A 15,765-nucleotide genomic window follows, 5' to 3' on the forward strand; every position below is an offset into this window, starting at 1 on the left:
CTTTTTTAGAAAGAAAGGGCAACATTGTGAAAAAGAGTATCGAAGCATTTAATCGGTCACCTTGGTATCTCCAAGTTATCATTGGTTTAATTGGTTTGGCAGTAGTTGTTGCTTTGGCTATTCCCGTATCATGGTTAGTGGAGATTCTTTGGAGTTATATTTTGCAATTGGTTACAATTGTCTTCAAATGGATTTCATCTTGGATGCCAGCTGGTAAGCTCTTCTCATGGAAGGCTGTCTTTGATGCGGTTCCTCAGATTGTAGAACGCTTGCCTTTAACCTTGGGCTTGACCATTGCAGGTGCCTTCTTTGGATTGATTTTGGCCCTCGTCTTTGCGGTTGTTAAGATTAATCGAGTTCGTATCCTTTATCCGATTCAAGCTGTTTTTGTGAGTTTCTTGCGCGGGACACCGATTCTTGTCCAACTCATGTTGACCTACTATGGTATTCCACTCTTCCTTCGTTACTTGAATGGTGAATTCGGATTAGATTGGAATATTAATGAGATTCCACCAGCTATCTTCGCTATTACAGCCTTTGCCTTTAACGAAGCGGCTTACATGAGTGAAACTATTCGTGCGGCAATTCAGGCTGTTGATGCTGGGGAAATCGAAGCTGCCCGTTCTCTTGGGATGACATCAGCACAGGTTTACCGTCGTGTCATTATTCCAAATGCGGCTGTTATTGCGACACCAAGTTTGATTAACAGTTTGATTGGTTTGACTAAGGGAACATCACTTGCCTTCAGTGCTGGTATCGTCGAAATGTATGCACAGGCTCAAATCCTAGGTGGTGCTGACTATCGTTACTTTGAACGTTATATCTCAGTAGCTCTTGTATACTGGGTAATCTCAATCTTGATTGAAAACATTGGTCGTTCAGTTGAAAATCATATGGCTATTAAGGTTCCTGAAGCGACTGACATTTCTGGAATTGGAGGTGACCGCTAATGATTAGCATCAAAAATTTGACCAAGGAATTTTCAGGGCAAAAGGTTCTCGATGGCATTGATATTGATATTGAAAAAGGTGAAGTTGTCGCTCTTGTTGGTGCCTCTGGTGCAGGGAAGTCGACTATCCTTCGTAGCTTGAACTATTTGGAACAGCCTGATTCTGGTACAATTATCATTGATGATTTTAAGGTGGATTTCGAAACAATTACCAAAGAGCAAATCCTTACCCTTCGTCGTAAGTTGGCCATGGTTTTCCAACAGTTTAACCTCTTTGAACGTCGTACAGCCTTGGATAATGTTAAGGAAGGTCTTAAGATTGTTAAGAAACTTTCTGACGAAGAAGCTACTAAGATTGCGAAAGAAGAACTCGCTAAGGTTGGGCTTTCTAATCGTGAAAATCACTACCCACGCCACTTGTCAGGTGGTCAAAAGCAACGTGTGGCCTTGGCCCGTGCCCTTGCCATGAAGCCTGATGTGCTCTTGCTTGACGAACCAACATCTGCTCTTGACCCTGAGTTGGTTGGTGAGGTTGAAAAATCAATCGCTGATGCGGCTAAGTCAGGTCAAACCATGATTTTGGTCAGTCACGACATGAACTTTGTTTATCAAGTGGCTGATAAGGTGCTTTTCCTTGAAAAAGGTCATATCCTTGAACAAGGAACACCTGATGAAATCTTTAACCATCCAAAAGAAGAGCGAACAAAAGAATTTTTCGCTTCTTATTCAAAACAATACCTTTAAGATGGGATTTTTGTTACAATAGAAAAGGTGGTGGGATAGGACTACATTTTTAGTTTATAGTCAAAGTCCCACAAGGATGATTAGTCGCCTTTGAATACTTCAAAGGCGACTAAGGAGTCCAATCAGATACTACACCGCGCAGTTATTACTATTCGGATTCAGAGGTTGGAGAATATTGTCTCAGCCTTTTCTATTTTTTACTTTAGGATGATTTATGTTATTAAATATTTTTAAATTTTATCTCTTAGGCCTTGTGATTGCTTTCTTTGTTTGCTTGGTGCTTGGTGCCCTTTGGCTTGGATGGCGTGCCCTACGTCGTGCAGACAAAACCGTTAAGGAGCGTCAAGGTGCCCTCTATGATGCTATTATGATGTCGATGGTTTCGATTCCAGTATTAGCATTTGCTTTTATGGCGATTCTTATCGTACTGAATGCATAATTCTAGCTTTGTTGGCACATTAGGTGTAAGATATCTCTACAAGAAAATCATATAAGGAGTTACTCATGTACGATACAATTGTTATTGGAGCTGGTCCTGCGGGAATGACTGCAGCACTTTATGCAGCCCGTGCCAACCTTAAAGTGGCAACTTTGGAGCAAGGTGCTCCTGGCGGACAGATGAATAACACGTCCGAAATTGAAAATTACCCTGGTTTTGAAAGTATTTCTGGTCCAGAATTATCAATGAAGATGTTTGAACCATTGGAAAAATTGGGCGTTGAAAATCTTTACGGTATCGTGTCTGGTATCGAAGACAAGGGTGATTATAAAGTTGTCAAAACTGGTGACGAGGAGTACCAAACCAAGACAGTTATCATTGCGACTGGTGCTAAACACCGCCACATTGGTGTTGCTGGTGAAGAAGAGTACAACAGCCGTGGGGTATCTTACTGTGCGGTGTGTGATGGTGCATTTTTCCGTAATCAAGACCTCTTGGTTGTTGGTGGTGGAGACTCTGCTGTTGAAGAAGGGATTTATTTGACACGCTTTGCCAACAGCGTGACCATTGTTCACCGTCGTGATGAATTGCGTGCCCAAAAGGTCCTTCAAGACCGTGCCTTCGCCAATGAGAAAGTCAAGTTTATCTGGGACTCAGTCGTTGAAGAAATCAAGGGTGATGACATCAAGGTTCGCAGTGTTGATATCAAGAATGTCAAAACTGGTGAGGTGACTAACCACGAATTTGGCGGTGTCTTCGTTTATGTGGGACTTGATCCTGTTTCAGATTACTTGACAGGTCTCGACATCACTGACCAAGATGGTTGGGTAATTACAGATGATAAGATGGCGACACGTATTCCTGGTATCTTTGCCATTGGGGATGTCCGTCAGAAAGACCTTCGCCAAATTACAACAGCCGTAGGGGACGGTGCCACAGCCGGTATCGAAGCTTATAACTATGTGACTGCACTTGGTGATAACTAAAATGAATGGAAACTCGGGAGGTTCTCGAGTTTTTTTGTGTTCTCTTGGGGGAATTTAACTTGTCTAGTCCTCTTTGGACCAACATCTAAGTGTGATTTTTTGTTATAATAGAAAAGTCTTACTAAAAAACAGTAAAAACGAGGTGACCGACTTGCGTGTTGTAGCAGGTGAATTTGGCGGGCGTCCGCTTAAAACGTTAGAAGGCAGAACGACTCGTCCAACAACGGACAAGGTCAAGGGTGCCATTTTCAATATGATTGGTCCTTTCTTTGATGGAGGACGTGTTTTGGATCTTTTTTCTGGGAGTGGTAGTCTGGCTATTGAGGCTATCAGTCGTGGCATATCGTCTGCTGTCCTTGTGGAAAAAGACCGTCGGGCACAGGCTGTTATCCAGGAAAATATCAAGATGACCAAAAGTGAGAAGCAGTTCCAGCTTTTGAAGATGGATGCGGCGCGTGCGCTGACACAATTGACGGGTCAATTTGATTTGGTACTTTTAGATCCGCCTTATGCCAAAGAGCAGATTGTGGCCAATATTACTCAGTTAGAGGAGCAAGGGCTCTTGGCTGAGGAAGTTATGTTGGTTTGTGAGACGGATAAGGCTGTGGACCTGCCTGAAGAAATTTCAAACTTTGGGATTTGGAAGCAGAAAACCTATGGTATCAGTAAGGTGACCGTTTACGTGCGTTAGCCTTAGATAGGGAAGTTGTAAAAAGGAATGCTATGACAAAAATTGCTATGTTTACGGGGTCTTTTGATCCGATTACTAATGGGCATATGGATGTTATTACCAGAGCTAGCAAGCTCTTTGATGAGCTCTATATAGGCCTTTTTTATAATAAAAATAAGCAGGGCTTCTGGGATGTTGCGACTCGCAAGCGTATTTTGGATGAGGTTGTGGCAGATTTTCCCAATGTCAAGGTTATAACGGCTCACGATAGTCTGGCTGTAGATGTCGCCAGAGATCTTGGGGTGACTTATTTGGTCCGAGGTCTTCGTAATGCGATAGATTTCGACTATGAGGTTAATATGGATTATTTTAATAAGGGACTGGCACCTGAAATTGAAACGGTTTATCTGGTTGCTAGTCATGAGGTGACACCTGTCTCCTCGAGTCGTGTACGTGAGTTGATTTATTTTGAGGGTGACATTAGTTCTTATGTTCCTCAAGCAGTTGTTAAGGAAGTGGAGGCCAAGCGTGGCAAACAAGACAAAATCTAAATTACTATTAGAGAAAATGTGGCGTATTAAGTGGTGGTTATTAAGTATTTTTACGGTACTTTTCCTCCTTTTTGCCCTCTTTTTCCCGCTAAATAATTATTATGTTGAGCTTCCGGGTGGTGCTTTTGATACCAAGGAAGTCTTGACTGTAGATAAGAAAGCTGATGATTCAAAAGGATCCTACAATTTTGTGGCGGTGGCTCAAACCAAAGCGACTTTGGCCTTGATGCTCTATGCTCAGCTTAATGATTTTGCAAAGCTTCAAACAGCTGAAGAGGCAACTGGAAATTACTCTGATGAAGATTTCATGCGTATCAACCAATTTTACATGGAGACTTCCCAAAACCAAGCGATTTATCAGGGCTTGACTCTGGCTGGTAAGGAGGCTAGCTTGGAGTATATGGGTGTTTATGTGCTTCAGGTGGCTGACGATTCTAGCTTCAAGGGAGTCCTTAATATTGCCGATACGGTGACAGCTGTCAATGGCAAGACTTTTGATAATTCTGCTGACTTGATTAAATACGTTCAAGGACTTAAGCTGGGTTCAAAAGTCAAGGTCACTTATACGACAGATGATAAAGAAAAGACTGCTACTGGTAAGATTATCAAGATTGCTAATGGTAAAAATGGTATTGGTATCGGTTTGACAGATCATACCGAGGTCAAGAGTCCTGAAAATGTGAAGTTTAAACTTGATGGTGTTGGTGGGCCAAGTGCGGGTCTTATGTTTACCTTAGCTATTTACGATCAGGTGTCTGGTCAAGACCTCAAGGCTGGTCGTAAGATTGCTGGAACGGGAACCATTGAAAAGGATGGTTCGGTTGGTGATATCGGTGGTGCCTACCTCAAGGTGAAATCAGCGGCTGATAGTGGTGCAGACATTTTCTTCGTGCCAAATAATCCAGTAACCAAGGAAATGAAAAAGGCTGATCCGGATGCCAAAACTAACTATCAAGAGGCCAAGGAAGCTGCTAAGAAACTGGGAACCAAGATGAAAATCGTCCCTGTTAAAACAGCTCAAGAAGCCATTGATTATTTGAAAAAGACTAAATAAGAAGAGAGAGTAGGACAGGCAGAAATCCATGATTTTTGTCTGAGTCTTACTCTCTTTTTTAGGTTAAAATGTTATAATAGGCTTTATGAAAAAACGTTATAGAACAGTCAATGATTACTATCGTGAAATTTTTGGCGAAAAGATTTTCAAACTACCAATAGATGCGGGTTTTGATTGTCCCAACCGTGATGGCACAGTGGCCCACGGTGGCTGTACCTTTTGTACGGTATCGGGGTCTGGGGATGCTATTGTAGCTCCTGAGGCACCGATTCGTGAGCAGTTTTACCATGAGATTGACTTCATGCACCGCAAATGGCCAGAAGTTCAGAAATATCTGGTTTATTTTCAAAACTTTACCAATACCCACGCGCCGCTTGAAGTTATCAAGAACCGCTACGAACAGGCTATCAATGAGCCTGGTGTTGTTGGTATCAATATCGGTACCCGTCCAGACTGTTTGCCAGACGATGTGATTGATTATCTGGCAGAACTCACAGAACGTATGCATGTGACCGTCGAGCTTGGCTTGCAGACGACTTATGAAGAAACGTCAGAACTCATTAACCGGGCACACAGCTATAATCTCTATGTGGAGACGGTTAAGCGCGTGCGTGAGCGTGCGCCAAAGGTTGAGATTGTATCGCATCTGATTAATGGGCTGCCAGGGGAAACCCACGAGATGATGGTGGAAAATGTTCGCCGTTGTGTGACGGATAATGACATTCAGGGAATTAAACTCCACCTCCTCCACTTGATGACCAATACGCGTATGCAAAGGGACTACCACGAGGGACGTCTTAAATTGCTGAGTCAGGAAGAGTATGTGTCAATCATCTGTGACCAGTTGGAAATCATCCCTGAGGATATCGTTATTCATCGAATCACTGGTGATGCGCCGAGAGATATGTTGATTGGTCCTATGTGGAGTCTCAACAAATGGGAAGTCCTCAATGCCATTGACAAAGAGATGGAACGTCGCGACTCATGGCAAGGATGCAAAGTAACTAGCGAGAAGGAGGAAAAAGCATGATTAAACGACCAATTCATCTATCTCATGATTTTCTAGCAGAAGTGCTGGATGACGAGAGTGTTGCTGTTGATGCAACCATGGGAAACGGTAATGATACAGCCTTTCTGGCTGGCCTTGCCAAGAAGGTTTATGCCTTTGACGTGCAGGAGCAGGCGCTCGAAAAGACTCGACAACGCTTGTCGGACTTGGAAATTGAAAATGCGGAACTCATTTTAGATGGTCATGAAAATCTGGACCGTTATGTCACGGAACCTATTCGTGCAGCTATTTTCAATCTGGGCTATCTGCCATCTGCAGATAAGAGTGTTATTACTAAGCCACATACGACCCTTGAGGCCATTGAGAAAATTCTTGACCGCTTAGAGGTGGGTGGTCGTTTAGCTATTATGATTTACTATGGTCATGATGGTGGCGATATGGAGAAGGATGCTGTGCTTGAGTACGTTATCGGTTTGGACCAGCGTGATTTTACAGCCATGCTTTACCAACCCCTTAATCAAATTAATACCCCACCATTTTTGGTGATGTTGGAGAAATTACAATGATTACAGATATTAAAGAAAAGCTTGCAGATATGCAGGCCAAATATATAGATAAGCAAAGTGCCGAGGATACTTTGAAGAAGGTTGATAATCGTAAAACGGCTAAAATTAAGAAAAAGTTAGCTAGTCTTGAGGTCGAACGTTGCCATAAACTTTTGGCCAAGGAAGATATCACTGCCATAGATAAAAAAATTAGTAAGCAAAAAGAACTATTCTCAAACTGTTGTCATAAGGAAGGGTAGGAGGAGCTATGCATTTATCATTAGCTTTGCTTGTTCTTCTTTTTAGCTTGATTTTATCGAACGTTATCAACCGTGTCTTTCCACGTCTTCCCCTACCTTTGATTCAAATTATTTTTGGAGTGGGTATTGGTTTTCTTTTGAAGGGACGTGCTTTCGAGCTTGAAACAGAACTTTTCCTAGCTTTCATTATTGCTCCCTTGCTTTTTCGTGAGGGTGAAGAAAGTGATATTACTAGTATTCTACGTAACTGGAAACTCATTCTATTTTTGATTTTTCCAGTTATCTTTGTGTCTACCTTGGGAATCGGTTATCTTGCTAAGGCCGTCTTGCCTGCTTCGGTACCCTTGTCTGCCTGCCTAGCCATCGGTGCTGCCCTTGGGCCAACGGATTTAGTGGCCTATTCGGCTATTTCCAAACGCTTCAGTTTTCCAAAGTGGATTAGTTATATTTTGCAGGGTGAAGGTCTTCTGAACGACGCATCTGGCTTGGTTGCCTTTCAGGTGGCAGTGACTGCATTGACAACAGGTGCTTTCTCCCTCCTTGGTGCTAGCTGGAATTTGGTTATTTCTGTGCTTGGTGGTTTTTTGGTTGGCTTGATTACAGCCCTATTTAATCGTCTCTTTTTGACCATTTTGGATAATATGGATGCTGCAGATGTCACAGGTGCACTCTTACTAGAGTTAGTGCTACCGATTTCCTCTTACTTTGTAGCCGAGGAAATTCATGCTTCTGGAATTATTGCCGTTGTCGTAGCAGGGATTTCACTTGCCAGTCGTTTCAAAAAAATCACCGTTTTTGATGCCAAGTTGGATAGTGTTTCTCACACGATTTGGGGAACCATTACCTTTATGCTTAATGGCATGGTCTTTTTCCTTCTGGGGACGGAACTTCCAACCCTAGCAGCCCCAGTACTGCGTAGCAGTACCTACGATAATCTCTGGATGCTGCTTGCTATCGTCCTTTTAACAGCGACCATGTTTGGCATTCGCTTTGTTATGATTAGTGCGGTATTTGCCCAAAGAGCTTGGAGGGCCAAACGATCACTAAAAAAAATCTGGAAGGGTGCTACGCTTTTGACTTTTTCTGGCGTAAAAGGAACGGTTTCGATTGCAACAATCCTTTTACTTCCGATTGCTAATATGACTGAGCTAGAACACAGTCTCTTGCTTTTTACGGTAGCGGGTGTTACGCTATTGAGCTTCTTGATAGGGATTTTAGTTCTACCTAGGTTAGCCACTGGACCAGCGCATACGACCAACCATTATATGCAGATTGCTATTCTTAATGATGTGGTAAGAGAGCTAGACAAAGACCTGAAGCAGTCTGCAAATCAAGGAGCTGTTTATGCTACCATTGACAACTATAACCAACGCTTGGAAGATTTAATCTTGGAGCAGGAATCAAATGATGTCAAAGAAGAGTTGGCCAATATCCGAGTAATGATTATGGAAATCGAGAGTGAGGGTCTGGAATACGCCTACAAGAATGGTAAGATTTCAGAACTCGAATACAATCTCTACCAACGTTATATCAAGGGCTTAGAGCGTCGTATTAACCGTGGTTTTGTCTCTAGTCTTTCTTACGCTCTAGCTGTCTTTGTGCGTGGCCTTCGTAGATTGTTGCACTTGGCTCTCACCTTCAAGTTTCGTATTGATCAGGATGAAAATAGAAGAGGCCCTAGGTTGACGGAAGAAAACCGCGACCATATGACTGAGCTCTATTTGACAAATACTGAGCAGATTTTGGAAGCCTTGAGTAATTTGGAAGGTGTTTATCATTCAGATCTCTTGTCTTATCTGAAACGTAGTCGCCTTCAAGAGGCTGAGATTATTCAATCAGGTGCCTTTGTTGAGCGGGTTATCACCCACCTTCATCCAGACAATATTGATGAAATGTTGCGAGGCTACTATTTGGAACGTAAGGTTATCAACGAGTACGAGCAGGCTGAACTTATCTCTAGCCGTTATGCCAAACAGCTTCGTAAGGAAGTCAATACTTTGGAGGACTATTCTCTCAAAGAAACAAGCAATACTTTGACCTATGATATGATTAATCTGGCCCGAAGGGGAGCTTAAGAAAGAATTTAGAGTAGAAAAAGAAGCCAAGTTATTAATTTGGCTTCTTTTAATGTTTGCTTTTTTCATTATCGTGGTCAGGAAAGAGACAGCCAAATCCTAGGCCTACTAGGATACCGTCAACAATCAGAGTTTCGGTAGGAATAGGGAGTAGGTCATAGATTGTATTAGCAATCATCAGCCCAATCAAGGTACTAATGAGGCTAGACTTATAATCTTTTTTCATGAGATTCTCAATTGTAAAGAAGATCAATAAGGCAACTGGAAAGAGTGGCCAAAGAGAAATCTCTATTTTTGGGAAGCCGGGAATACTGTAAATGATAACTGTTACTGCTGTAGCAATTAATCCAAAACCTATTACTTGAGTCATGTCCCTACCTCTTTTTCTATATCTTAAGATCTGTTGTTTTAACACTTACTAATGTATCAAAAGGGTAACTCTCGGACAATATCATATGTCTATGTGGATAATCTTAGAATCTATTCGGTCAAAAAAAGAAGTGTTTTGTTATCGAATTGGTAAAAGTCAAAAGATTTCCTCACACAGTAAAATCTCTGACAAAAGCCGTTTATATATAGTCGCTGCAGTATTTATTTTATTCAAGAACATCGATAGAACACCTTGTGCTTCCAGCTTTAATTTTGTATGGCGTATCTCAAATAAAAGAGAAGTAATGATGAAAGAATAAATCCCCCAGGCTTATAGTCTAGGGGACTTGTTTCTTTAATGTTGTTCGTAAATTAGCCCTAAATCAAGCTAATATTGATCGATTTTTAGAGAAGTGGGTTAATGTAAAAACGATGGTCATCAATTGGAATAATTTGAACAGGGTTTTGGTAGAAGTCAGCTAAAACTTCTGGTGTGATGACATCATTTTTGGGTCCTTGTGCTACGATTTTTCCTTGACGGAGTAGGAGAATATGGTCCATGTTTTCAGTGATTTCCTCAGCGTGATGAGTGACGTAAAGAACTAGCGGAGCATGAGGAAGCGAGGTGATACGATCAATCTGACGCAAGAGCTTTTCACGAGCAAAGAGGTCCAAGCCAACAGTCGCTTCATCAAGGATAATGATGTCAGGATCTTCCATGAGACTGCGAGCAATCAAACAAATTTGTTTTTCTCCTTGAGAGAGGCCATGGTATTTACGACCTATCAAATCCCCAGCACCAAGTGAAGTCAGCATGTCCTTAGCTTCTTGTAACTCCTTATCTCCATATGCCTTGTAGAGGATTGAGCTCTTGTATTTACCAGTAAGGACGATTTTTTCAGCGGTCATATGCTTAGGCAGACGCTCAGTGATAAAGGAGCTGACGATACCGATACGTTTACGAAGGCCTGTGATATCTCCTTTACCAAAGGCATAGCCAAGGATTTCGGCTTGACCTTCAGAAGGAAAGAAGTCAGCTGTCAATAAGCGTAGAAGTGTTGATTTCCCTGCGCCATTAAGTCCAAGGATAGCCCAGGTCTGGCCTTTTTCAACTGTCCAGTTAAGATCGGACAAGAGTGTTTTTCCTTGGCGAGCCAAGCTGACATTTTCTAAGCGTATAAGTGACATAAGTCTCTCCTTCGATGATAAATTACTCTAATTATAGCATAAAATAGGAACCTATATTGGAAAATTGTGATATAATGGAAGTCAGAATTTTTTTAGAGGAGAAGATAAAATGGAAGACTCTAGTGGTCAGTCCTTATTATTTCAATTTATTTTATTACTAATTTTAACCTTGCTTACGGCCTTTTTCTCAGCGTCTGAGATGGCTTTAGTATCACTAAACCGTTCACGTGTGGAACAAAAGGCTGAAGAAGGCGATAAGAAATTTATTCGCCTGCTCAAGGTTCTTGAAAATCCCAATAACTTCTTATCGACTATTCAGGTTGGTATTACTTTTATCAGTCTTTTGCAAGGGGCCAGTCTCTCTGCTTCGCTAGGAGCAGTCATAGCAACCTGGTTTGGCCACGTAGCCTGGGCTAAAACAGCAGGTAGCGTGGTATCTTTGGTGATCTTGACTTACATTTCTATCGTTTTTGGTGAGCTTTATCCTAAGCGTATTGCCATGAATCTTAAAGAGAATCTAGCCATCTACTCAGCGCCTGTCATTATTGTTACTGGTAAGATTGTTAGTCCCTTTGTTTGGATTCTTTCGGCGTCAACCAATCTTTTGTCTCGTTTGACACCTATGACCTTTGATGATGCAGATGAGCAGATGACACGTGATGAGATTGAGTACATGTTGACCAAGAGTGAGGATACACTTGAGGCTGAAGAAATTGAAATGCTCCAAGGGGTATTCTCTCTTGATGAATTGATGGCGCGTGAGGTTATGGTCCCTCGTACAGACGCCTTCATGATTGATATTGAAGACAATACTCAAGAAAATATCCAAGCTATTCTCAAGGAAAGTTTCTCTCGTATTCCTGTTTACGAAGATGACAAGGATAAGATTATCGGTGTAATCCATACCAAAAACCTCCTTCAAGCAGGTTATGAGCTCGGTTTTGAGAATGTTAAGCTTCGCCGTATCATGAATGAGCCCCTCTTTGTTCCAGAAACAATCTTCGTTAATGACCTCTTGGCAGCCTTTCGTAATACCAATAATCAAATGGCCATCTTGCTTGATGAATATGGTGGTGTGGCTGGTCTTGTGACCTTCGAGGATCTTTTGGAAGAAATCGTCGGTGAAATTGATGACGAAACAGATAAAGCCAGTGTGGAAGTTCGTGAAATAGGAGAGAATACCTATATTGTTGAGGGGGCTATGACTCTTAATGACTTCAATGAACACTTTGATACAGAGCTTGAAAGTGATGATGTTGATACTATCGCAGGCTATTATTTGACTGGTGTAGGAGCAATTCCCACTCAAGAAGTCAAGGAACATTATGAAGTTATCAACAAGGACAAACATCTTGAATTTATTAACGATAAGGTTAAGGATGGTCGCGTAACTAAACTTAAGGTAATCATCACAGCAGCTCCAGAAGAAGCAGGAGAATAGAATTCACCAGCTTTAGATTAGAAAAGACTAGAGCTAAAAAGTAAGATAATGATAATTGAGCGCCTTCTTTCCTTTGAATAGGAAGCGCTTTTTATTATCTTTTTTGATAAGTGTTTTTAATAGATATAATTAGATTAGAAAATGGATGAAAATCGCTATACTATTATATTTCAATAAAACATCTAGTTATTATTGGCCTACGACCTTGTTTTTTGAAGTAATTTAAACAGGTTTTGAAATGATGGTAGATTAAGCATAAAAATAAATAAGATTTTGATTAAAACGCTTCTCTATTTCTTTTTATGACAGAATATAAATTAACTGATAAATGAAAAAGGAAAATCTTAATAGCTTCTAAAAAATCTCTATATTCTATACATAGTAGCTTGCTTTTACTCACCCTTATTCTAGTAGCTTTTCTACCAGTAACTTCTTTTGCAGATGACGGCATTGCGACAAATGATACTGTTCTTACGCAGCCAAAAACTGATACAGATACAAATACAAGTGAGGCCCCTCAATCACCTGAAGTTCCTTCAGTCAACGTTAATGGTCAACCTGTTGTTACTGTGACACCAGCAGCACCAGTTATCACAGCAGCTGGTCAAACAATCATTTCTACACGAAACAGTCAACTTGTTGTTCCTGAAGTACAGGATTCAAAGTGAATGCTGATGGTACATTGATTGGTAAAGATGCCAAAGGTAAAGAAGTCATTTTTCCCAAGACTGGTGAAGCATCAACTGCAATCTTGACATTTGTAGGAACATTCTTCCTTACTATTGCAGTTCTATTGGGATTTAAGAAACGTGCCTAATCGTATAGATAATAAAAAAACTGGATTCTTCCAGCTTTTTACTTTTTCTTCTGGTATAGTATAGTTATATTGTAATTTCAGATGTATTATAGTATAACCTTTGCTTGAATTCAGGCAGATATAGAGCATGTTTCCGATAAAAGAGGTATAATAAAATCATGTAAAAAGCGTTTTCAAGGAGGCTGCCATGGCAGAAATTGATTACAGTCAGGTGACTGGACTTGTTCATTCAACCGAAAGTTTTGGATCTGTAGATGGTCCTGGTATCCGTTTTATTGTTTTCATGCAAGGCTGTAAGATGCGTTGCCAATATTGTCATAACCCAGATACTTGGGCTATGGAGTCAAATAAGGCTGTTGAACGTACAGTTGAAGATGTCTTAGATGAGGCTCTTCGTTTCCGTCATTTCTGGGGTGAGCATGGTGGTATCACTGTATCAGGTGGTGAGGCCATGCTTCAGATTGATTTTGTCACTGCCCTCTTTACAGAGGCTAAGAAGCTAGGAATTCATTGTACGCTTGATACTTGTGGGTTTGTTTACCGCAATACTCCTGAGTATCATGAAGTTGTTGACAAACTTTTGGCTGTGACAGACTTGGTCCTACTTGACATCAAAGAGATTGACCCCGAACAACACAAGTTTGTGACTCGTCAACCTAATAAGAATATTTTGGAATTTGCTCAATATCTGTCTGATAAACAAGTTCCAGTCTGGATTCGCCATGTCTTGGTACCTGGTTTGACAGACTTTGACGAACACTTGGTTAAGCTTGGTGAGTTTGTAAAGACCTTGAAAAATGTCGATAAATTTGAAATTCTTCCCTATCATACAATGGGTGAGTTTAAATGGCGTGAGCTCGGTATTCCATATCCTTTGGAAGGAGTTAAACCACCAACTGCAGATCGAGTTAAAAATGCCAAAGCTCTCATGCACACTGAAACGTATCAAGAGTATAAAAATCGTATCGGTGTCAAAACCTTGGATTGAAAAAGAAGCTCTTGACAAGGGCTTTTTAACTTTGCTATTATTTAGGGAGCAATAAAGAGCGGGTAAATTATGTTTCGTATTTTAAAATTTGATGATGACTTTGTTTATCTCAGTCATCCTGACGGGCGACTTAAGAAAATAGATCGCACGCTTTTTGATTTTGATATAAAATTAGGAGACCGTATAGATGTCTATCAGGATGGGGACTTGACAGTTGTTACTCCGGCAGAAGTTCAAACGGACTTGAGCCTAGAGGGAGACAAATCTGTTAAATCACACCTCTTACAAGGGATTTTAGATCTTTTCCTTGAAACCCTTAATATTCACAATAATCATTTGGGTGACTTGAAGAAGATTTTCACGCAGTTATTGATTACACTCTTCATGGCTTGGAGCTTGTTAGGAGTTATTCTGGTTGAGATTCTTCTCTTTGCAGAGTCAATTATTGTTTTCCTATGGAGACTCTTGGTTCGTCTTATTAAGTGGATGAATATTAAAGACAATACTAAGGTCTTGGTTGATGAGACGCAAAAACGTCATGCTAAGCGTGAGCGTCAAAAAGCTCAAAGACGTGAGCAGGAAAGACGTCGTCAGGAAGAACTAGAAGAACGTGAATATCTTCGTGAAACAGAACGTCAAAAGGAACTCATGATTGTTGAAGCTAGCCTTAGTCAGGAAGCGGAGCGTGAGAGTCTTTCAACTAGCCTTGCTTTGGAGCAAGCAGGTGTCTCAAGTCAATCTGCTAGTGAAGACTTGGTCGAAGAAAGTCAGTCAACTTCAGAGTCAGCAGTGATGTCTGAAGCAGCAAAGTCTGAAAAATAGAACAAAAAAAGAACTGAGAGTTAAAATCTCGGTTCTTTTTCATATGAGAAAAGCACCAGAGGTGCTTGTGAGAGGTGACTAAAGTGTTTTTTCAGAGTCACGAACAATGAGCAAGTCAACTTTTGCGTGACGGAGAATGTACTCAGAAGATGAACCGATAAGCAAACGCTCAAAAGTATTGAGACCAGTGGCACCAACCATAATCAGGTCAACATTTTCCTTATCAGGGATATCAACAGCCAAGAGGCTCTTAGGATTACCGAACTCAATAACTTTGCGAATCTTGGTTAAACCAGCTTCTCTGGCTTGACGTTCAAAGTCAGCCAATACAGCTTTAGCCTCGTCTTCTAGTTTTTCATAGATGTAAGAGTCGAAAGTCGCAACGCTTTGAAGGGCGCGTGTATCGATAACGTGTACCAATAGTAACTGAGCATTATTACGTTTTGCAACGTGCACACCTTTAATAAAGGCCAGTTCTGATTCGTAAGAACCGTCGATAGCTACCATAATACGTTCATATTGTTGAGACATAAGCTCTACCTCCTATCTTTAGCTTTATTATACTCCTTTAATCTAAAAAATGAAAGCGTTGTTATAGATTTTCTGAAATCTTTTTTTGACTGCTTACTTTAGGATGCTCTTGGTAATGTGAAGATTTCAGTATTATCTAAAAATTGAAGATTGCTTGAAAAAGAGGTATAATACAATCTGTTATTAGCTTCGTAAGAAACATGATAATTAAAAAAGAGGAAGACAAGTCTTCAGAAATGATACCAATTGGCCAAGCCTAAAATTGGTGTCAATAAGAGTAGAAATCTCCATCAGGTGTTGAATTTTTTTATTTTCTACTAGATGTGT

General features: G+C 40.8%; 19 protein-coding genes. 16 read left to right on the forward strand and 3 right to left on the reverse strand.

Annotated elements, in window-relative coordinates; all coding sequences use genetic code 11:
• The first annotated feature begins 203 nt into the window (after positions 1-203).
• The 11 genes from RDY04_RS03895 (at position 204) to RDY04_RS03945 (ending at position 9,282) form a co-directional block, all read left to right on the forward strand.
• Positions 204-950 carry an amino acid ABC transporter permease gene (locus tag RDY04_RS03895; RefSeq protein ID WP_302545493.1) on the forward strand — a complete coding sequence of 249 codons (747 nt, stop codon included), beginning with the start codon at positions 204-206 and terminating at the stop codon, positions 948-950.
• On the forward strand, positions 950-1,693 hold the full coding sequence (locus RDY04_RS03900; protein WP_048788176.1) for an amino acid ABC transporter ATP-binding protein: 744 nt from the start codon (positions 950-952) through the stop codon (positions 1,691-1,693). Before RDY04_RS03895 ends, RDY04_RS03900 begins: the two co-directional genes overlap by 1 nt.
• 214 nt (positions 1,694-1,907) lie before the next feature.
• A complete protein-coding gene (locus RDY04_RS03905; protein ID WP_003093939.1) occupies positions 1,908-2,132 on the forward strand; it encodes a DUF4059 family protein in 225 nt (74 codons plus the stop codon).
• Between the two features lie 32 nt (positions 2,133-2,164).
• The gene (trxB, locus tag RDY04_RS03910) at positions 2,165-3,118 is read left to right on the forward strand and encodes a thioredoxin-disulfide reductase (protein WP_303951933.1); all 954 of its coding nucleotides are present in this window, start codon (positions 2,165-2,167) and stop codon (positions 3,116-3,118) included.
• Positions 3,119-3,260: 142 nt separating this feature from the next.
• Entirely contained in the window at positions 3,261-3,809 is a 549-nt protein-coding gene (rsmD, locus tag RDY04_RS03915; RefSeq protein WP_308000823.1) for a 16S rRNA (guanine(966)-N(2))-methyltransferase RsmD, read from the forward strand.
• A gap of 32 nt (positions 3,810-3,841) precedes the next feature.
• On the forward strand, positions 3,842-4,339 hold the full coding sequence (coaD, locus tag RDY04_RS03920; protein WP_303951737.1) for a pantetheine-phosphate adenylyltransferase: 498 nt from the start codon (positions 3,842-3,844) through the stop codon (positions 4,337-4,339).
• Between the two features lie 16 nt (positions 4,340-4,355).
• Entirely contained in the window at positions 4,356-5,393 is a 1,038-nt protein-coding gene (locus RDY04_RS03925) for a SepM family pheromone-processing serine protease (protein WP_303951936.1), read from the forward strand.
• Positions 5,394-5,478: 85 nt separating this feature from the next.
• The gene (locus RDY04_RS03930; RefSeq protein WP_303951740.1) at positions 5,479-6,423 is read left to right on the forward strand and encodes a TIGR01212 family radical SAM protein; all 945 of its coding nucleotides are present in this window, start codon (positions 5,479-5,481) and stop codon (positions 6,421-6,423) included.
• On the forward strand, positions 6,420-6,968 hold the full coding sequence (locus RDY04_RS03935) for a class I SAM-dependent methyltransferase (RefSeq protein ID WP_014634968.1): 549 nt from the start codon (positions 6,420-6,422) through the stop codon (positions 6,966-6,968). The genes RDY04_RS03930 and RDY04_RS03935 overlap by 4 nt, the downstream gene beginning before the upstream one ends.
• Complete coding sequence (locus RDY04_RS03940) at positions 6,965-7,207, forward strand: hypothetical protein (protein ID WP_303951743.1); 243 nt, start codon at positions 6,965-6,967, stop codon at positions 7,205-7,207. Before RDY04_RS03935 ends, RDY04_RS03940 begins: the two co-directional genes overlap by 4 nt.
• Positions 7,208-7,215: 8 nt before the next feature.
• The gene (locus RDY04_RS03945) at positions 7,216-9,282 is read left to right on the forward strand and encodes a sodium:proton antiporter (RefSeq protein ID WP_303951746.1); all 2,067 of its coding nucleotides are present in this window, start codon (positions 7,216-7,218) and stop codon (positions 9,280-9,282) included.
• Positions 9,283-9,331: 49 nt separating this feature from the next.
• On the opposite strand, the gene RDY04_RS03950 is transcribed toward RDY04_RS03945, so the two are convergent.
• Positions 9,332-9,652 (reverse strand): hypothetical protein, encoded by a 321-nt coding sequence (locus RDY04_RS03950; RefSeq protein WP_303951749.1) that lies wholly within the window; start codon positions 9,650-9,652, stop codon positions 9,332-9,334.
• Positions 9,653-10,056: 404 nt separating this feature from the next.
• Positions 10,057-10,839, reverse strand: a complete 783-nt coding sequence (locus RDY04_RS03955; protein ID WP_303951752.1) for an ABC transporter ATP-binding protein — start codon at positions 10,837-10,839, stop codon at positions 10,057-10,059.
• A gap of 109 nt (positions 10,840-10,948) precedes the next feature.
• On the opposite strand from RDY04_RS03955, the gene RDY04_RS03960 reads away from it, so the two are divergent.
• From RDY04_RS03960 to RDY04_RS03980, 5 genes are all read left to right on the forward strand, one after another.
• Positions 10,949-12,280: a hemolysin family protein gene (locus RDY04_RS03960; RefSeq protein WP_303951755.1), complete on the forward strand. Its 1,332-nt coding sequence runs from the start codon at positions 10,949-10,951 to the stop codon at positions 12,278-12,280.
• A gap of 386 nt (positions 12,281-12,666) precedes the next feature.
• Entirely contained in the window at positions 12,667-12,948 is a 282-nt protein-coding gene (locus RDY04_RS03965; RefSeq protein ID WP_303951757.1) for a hypothetical protein, read from the forward strand.
• A complete protein-coding gene (locus tag RDY04_RS03970; protein ID WP_303951760.1) occupies positions 12,945-13,097 on the forward strand; it encodes an LPXTG cell wall anchor domain-containing protein in 153 nt (50 codons plus the stop codon). Before RDY04_RS03965 ends, RDY04_RS03970 begins: the two co-directional genes overlap by 4 nt.
• Before the next feature lie 187 nt (positions 13,098-13,284).
• Entirely contained in the window at positions 13,285-14,085 is an 801-nt protein-coding gene (gene pflA / locus RDY04_RS03975) for a pyruvate formate-lyase-activating protein (protein WP_003094298.1), read from the forward strand.
• A gap of 69 nt (positions 14,086-14,154) precedes the next feature.
• Complete coding sequence (locus tag RDY04_RS03980; RefSeq protein ID WP_303951761.1) at positions 14,155-14,907, forward strand: hypothetical protein; 753 nt, start codon at positions 14,155-14,157, stop codon at positions 14,905-14,907.
• 78 nt (positions 14,908-14,985) lie between these two features.
• Here the strand turns inward: RDY04_RS03980 and RDY04_RS03985 are convergent, their stop codons facing one another.
• Positions 14,986-15,438, reverse strand: a complete 453-nt coding sequence (locus tag RDY04_RS03985; protein ID WP_002891687.1) for a universal stress protein — start codon at positions 15,436-15,438, stop codon at positions 14,986-14,988.
• Positions 15,439-15,765 lie beyond the last annotated feature (327 nt).

Origin of the sequence: uncultured Streptococcus sp., from assembly GCF_902463925.1 — a bacterium.
Lineage (GTDB): Bacteria > Bacillota > Bacilli > Lactobacillales > Streptococcaceae > Streptococcus.

Excerpts from the sequence above, each read along its gene's own strand:
- RDY04_RS03960 (WP_303951755.1), top strand. The coding sequence starts at position 10,949 with ATGGAAGACTCTAGTGGTCAGTCCTTATTATTTCAATTTATTTTATTA.
- RDY04_RS03985 (WP_002891687.1), bottom strand. The coding sequence starts at position 15,438 with ATGTCTCAACAATATGAACGTATTATGGTAGCTATCGACGGTTCTTAC.
- RDY04_RS03955 (WP_303951752.1), bottom strand. The coding sequence starts at position 10,839 with ATGTCACTTATACGCTTAGAAAATGTCAGCTTGGCTCGCCAAGGAAAA.
- RDY04_RS03925 (WP_303951936.1), top strand. The coding sequence starts at position 4,356 with ATGTGGCGTATTAAGTGGTGGTTATTAAGTATTTTTACGGTACTTTTC.
- coaD (WP_303951737.1), top strand. The coding sequence starts at position 3,842 with ATGACAAAAATTGCTATGTTTACGGGGTCTTTTGATCCGATTACTAAT.
- RDY04_RS03980 (WP_303951761.1), top strand. The coding sequence starts at position 14,155 with ATGTTTCGTATTTTAAAATTTGATGATGACTTTGTTTATCTCAGTCAT.
- RDY04_RS03895 (WP_302545493.1), top strand. The coding sequence starts at position 204 with ATGCCAGCTGGTAAGCTCTTCTCATGGAAGGCTGTCTTTGATGCGGTT.
- RDY04_RS03930 (WP_303951740.1), top strand. The coding sequence starts at position 5,479 with ATGAAAAAACGTTATAGAACAGTCAATGATTACTATCGTGAAATTTTT.
- RDY04_RS03940 (WP_303951743.1), top strand. The coding sequence starts at position 6,965 with ATGATTACAGATATTAAAGAAAAGCTTGCAGATATGCAGGCCAAATAT.
- RDY04_RS03935 (WP_014634968.1), top strand. The coding sequence starts at position 6,420 with ATGATTAAACGACCAATTCATCTATCTCATGATTTTCTAGCAGAAGTG.
- RDY04_RS03900 (WP_048788176.1), top strand. The coding sequence starts at position 950 with ATGATTAGCATCAAAAATTTGACCAAGGAATTTTCAGGGCAAAAGGTT.
- pflA (WP_003094298.1), top strand. The coding sequence starts at position 13,285 with ATGGCAGAAATTGATTACAGTCAGGTGACTGGACTTGTTCATTCAACC.
- RDY04_RS03905 (WP_003093939.1), top strand. The coding sequence starts at position 1,908 with ATGTTATTAAATATTTTTAAATTTTATCTCTTAGGCCTTGTGATTGCT.
- RDY04_RS03950 (WP_303951749.1), bottom strand. The coding sequence starts at position 9,652 with ATGACTCAAGTAATAGGTTTTGGATTAATTGCTACAGCAGTAACAGTT.
- RDY04_RS03945 (WP_303951746.1), top strand. The coding sequence starts at position 7,216 with ATGCATTTATCATTAGCTTTGCTTGTTCTTCTTTTTAGCTTGATTTTA.